The 3,640-nt window shown below is 57.4% G+C and carries 3 protein-coding genes and 1 pseudogene; 1 reads left to right on the top strand and 3 read right to left on the bottom strand.

Translation table 11 applies throughout. The features are described 5' to 3' along the window. The 3 genes and pseudogenes from ACXRVY_RS20110 to phbB form a co-directional block, all read right to left on the bottom strand. Positions 1-858: pseudogene (locus tag ACXRVY_RS20110) on the bottom strand (class I poly(R)-hydroxyalkanoic acid synthase); the annotation flags it as partial. Between the two features lie 160 nt (positions 859-1,018). Further along, entirely contained in the window at positions 1,019-2,197 is a 1,179-nt protein-coding gene (locus ACXRVY_RS20115; protein WP_458238071.1) for an acetyl-CoA C-acetyltransferase, read from the bottom strand. Between the two features lie 65 nt (positions 2,198-2,262). Further along, positions 2,263-3,009 (bottom strand): acetoacetyl-CoA reductase, encoded by a 747-nt coding sequence (phbB, locus tag ACXRVY_RS20120; RefSeq protein ID WP_458238072.1) that lies wholly within the window; start codon positions 3,007-3,009, stop codon positions 2,263-2,265. A 271-nt stretch (positions 3,010-3,280) separates the two neighbouring features. Here phbB and ACXRVY_RS20125 point away from each other — a divergent pair. Continuing rightward, the coding region (locus ACXRVY_RS20125) for an AraC family transcriptional regulator ligand-binding domain-containing protein (protein ID WP_458238073.1) at positions 3,281-3,640 on the top strand (360 nt) is incomplete at its 3' end.

The raw sequence follows: 3,640 nt of genomic DNA on the forward strand, positions 1-3,640 counted from the left end.
GGTCACCTGCAAGGCGTCGATTACCCCGTGCTCAATCAGGTCATCCCAGGTGGTGCCAGCGTGCTCCTCGTCAAAGTTGCGCCAGGACATCAGGAATACGGGATGTCCCTGTTCCAGCAGGTGGCGGACCATCGAGTTGTCCGGGCGCAGATCAAGGATGTAGTACTTGTTGATCGACGGAGGTACGACGAATACCGGGTGTCGGTACTGGGTTTCGCTTTGCGGGTAGTACTGAATTAGCTGGAATAGGTGATTCTCAAAGACGATTTCGCCGGGGKTGTTGGCCAGATCGACGCCAACCTTGAAGGCGCCGCTATCGCACTGGCGCATTTTGCCTTCGTTCATGTCGCTGGCCAGATGCTGCATACCTGTGAGCAGGCTGGCACCTTGAGTCTCAACCGCACGCTGAAGCGCATCAGGGTTACTGACCAGGAAATTGCTTGGCGCACTGGCGGCAATGGCTTGCTCCACCAGATAGCGCAGGCGTTGGCGCGGTTTTTTTTCGTCAATCAGCAGCTTGTCGAGCAGTTTCAGGAGAAAGCTTGCGTTGAGCAGGTAAAACGCAGCGAGGGAGCCGAACAGTGGCTCGCTCCAGTTGCCGCTGGAGAAGCGTCGATCATCGAAGCTGAAGGGTTGGCCGGTCAGCAGTTTTTGGCCGAGTTGGCCCCATTGAACCTGGTAATCCGCTTGAAGGCTGTCCAGGGTTTCGCGAGGTAACTCGAACCAGGCGCCGTGCTCATGCCCGGAAAACCACGGATTGGTGCTGACCCATAGGCGTAATTGTTGCACTGCAAAGGAAGCGATGAACGGAACCTGGCCTGACCAATAGGTTTTGAATGTATGTGCGTTGTTGTCCATAAAGTTCCTTGCCCATACAGATGAGCCGGGCAGAAAAAAGCCGCGCTTTGCCGGACTCCGACACAGCGACGGCAGGAATGCGGGCAGCGTTGACTGACGCCAACCTGATGCGCGGAACAAGGGTCCCAAGTCCGCGCATGGGCTACCCGGATGCCGTTGGTTAGCGCTCGATAGCCAGGCCGACGCCTTGTCCGCCGCCGATGCACAAAGTGGCCAGCCCTTTCTTGCCGTCGCGACGGATCAGTTCGTGCACCAGCGACACCAGAATCCGTGCCCCCGACGCGCCGATCGGATGGCCAAGGGCGATCGCGCCGCCGTTGACGTTGACCTTGCTGGTGTMCCAACCCAACTCTTTACCAACTGCAAGCGCCTGGGCGGCGAAGGCTTCGTTGGCTTCGATCAGGTCCAGGTCCTCGACGTTCCAGCCGGCCTTTTGCAGGGTCAGGCGTGTAGCCGGGACCGGGCCGATGCCCATGATCGACGGGTCCACGCCGGCGCTGGCATAGGCTTTGATGCGTGCCAGTACCGGAAGGCCAAGAGCTTGTGCTTTGGCGGCGCTGGCCAGCAACAGCACGGCCGCACCATCGTTGAGGGTCGAAGCGTTGCCGGCGGTCACGCTGCCGTCTTTCTGGAATGCCGGTTTGAGTTTCGCCAACGCTTGCGCAGTGCTGTCGATACGCGGCTGTTCGTCGGTGTCGAAGACCAGCGGTTCGCCCTTGCGCTGAGGAATCAGGATCGGGGTGATTTCGCTCTGGAAGCGCCCGCCCTCAATGGCTGCTGCGGCTTTCTGTTGCGAGGCGGCAGCGAAGGTATCCTGTGCTTCACGAGAGATCTCGTACTTCTGCGCCAGATTCTCGGCGGTGATACCCATGTGGTAGTCGTTGAAGGCGTCCCACAGACCATCCTGGATCATGCTGTCTTGCAGTTGCGCATGGCCCATACGCAAGCCGGTGCGTGCCTTGGGCAGAACATAGGGGGCCAGACTCATATTTTCCTGACCGCCAGCGATGACCAGTTCCGCGTCGCCGCAACGGATTGCCTGGACGGCAAGATGGACCGCCTTGAGACCAGAGCCGCAGACCTTGTTCAAGGTCAGGGCAGGCGTGGTGTGTGGCAAGCCAGCCTTGATCGCTGTCTGGCGTGCCGGGTTCTGCCCAGCGCCGGCAGTGAGTACCTGGCCGAGTATCACTTCATCAATTTGAGCGGCATCGATCCCCGTCTGCTCCAGCAAGCGGCGAATCACTGCGGCACCCAGTTCGGTTGCGGGAATTGCAGACAGAGCACCCTGGAAGCTGCCAATGGCGGTACGAGTAGCGGCAACGATTACGACTTCGTTCATGCGTGACCTCATCGAAAAGACAAAATTCGTCGAGCAAACCAGGGCATTCCTGCCCTGATCGGGGGTTATTGCATGTTCATGCCRCCGTTTACCGAGAAATCGGCACCGGTGCTGTAGGCGGACTCATCGGATGCCAGCCAGGCCACGATTGAGGCGATCTCTTCGGGTTGGCCAAGGCGACCAACCGGAGTTGCTGCGATCATGCCTTCCAGAATGTCCGGACGAATTGCCGCGGTCATGGAGGTCTGGATGTAGCCTGGGGATACGGTATTGACGGTCACGCCCTTGCCGGAGACTTCCCGGGCCAGTGCCATGGTGAAACCATGGATGCCAGCCTTGGYGGCGGAGTAGTTGGTCTGACCGAACTGGCCACGCTGACCGTTGATGGAGGAGATATTGATGATCCGCCCCCAGCCTTTGGACAACATGCCTTCAATGACTTGCTTGGTGGTGTTGAACAAGCCCGTCAGGTTGGTCCCGATCACGCTGTTCCAGTCTTCCGGGGTGAGCTTGCGAAAAGACGCGTCGCGGGTGATGCCGGCGTTGTTGACCAGCACATCGATCGGGCCGAATTGTTCACGGGCCATCTCGAAAGCCTTGCGGGTTGACTCCCAATCGGTGACGTCCCCATAGATGAACTCGAACTCGTAACCTGCCTCCAGTTGGCTGGCACGCCAGTCGTTCTTGCGGCTGGAATCAGAGCTGCAGCCGACGATTACCTTGAATCCTTCCTTGTATAGACGTTGGCTGATTGCCGTACCGATACCGCCCATACCACCCGTTACCAAAGCAATGCGACTACGCGATTCCATACATCTACTCCATTTTTTTGCGCTGCAGGAGAGAAGATTGTTCGATATCGACGGGCCGTGCGGAAGTGTTTGAAGGTGACGTTCTCCTGTCCATCGGTGCCACGCGGGTGTTTTGGCCTGCTGGCAAAAAAATGAGGAGCACCCATACTTGGATCAACTCTTAAAACTCAATGGATAGTTAATATTCCTGAAACACTGTTGAAATATGTTCAGTGCATGTCAGTATCGGCTCCGGACAGGACGTTCGGTTCCATTGGTCAATGAGGACGCCATGTATAGAATGAGTTCGGGTTATGCCAGCATGCTGGCGAATACGTTTCTGGCCCAAGGACTGGACCTTGCCGGTCTGTGCCAGGAGGCGGGACTGGATGTCGGGTTCGTGAGTCAACCAGGAGCATTCTGCGAGCGAAGCATTATCTATCGTCTTTGGGACCTGGCTGCTCAGGCTTCGGATGATCTGAATATCGGTTTGAAAGCCTACGGGGAATTCCATCCCAGTAGTTTTCAGATCGTKGGCTACACGATGATGTCCAGTTCGAATCTGAAAAGGGCGCTTGAACGTCTGGTTCGTTTCAGCCCGTTGATTGGTACCGGATTCAGCCTTTTCCTTGTCAAGGAGCAGCAGCATTAC

The organism is Pseudomonas sp. P5_A2_2 (genome assembly GCF_054177685.1).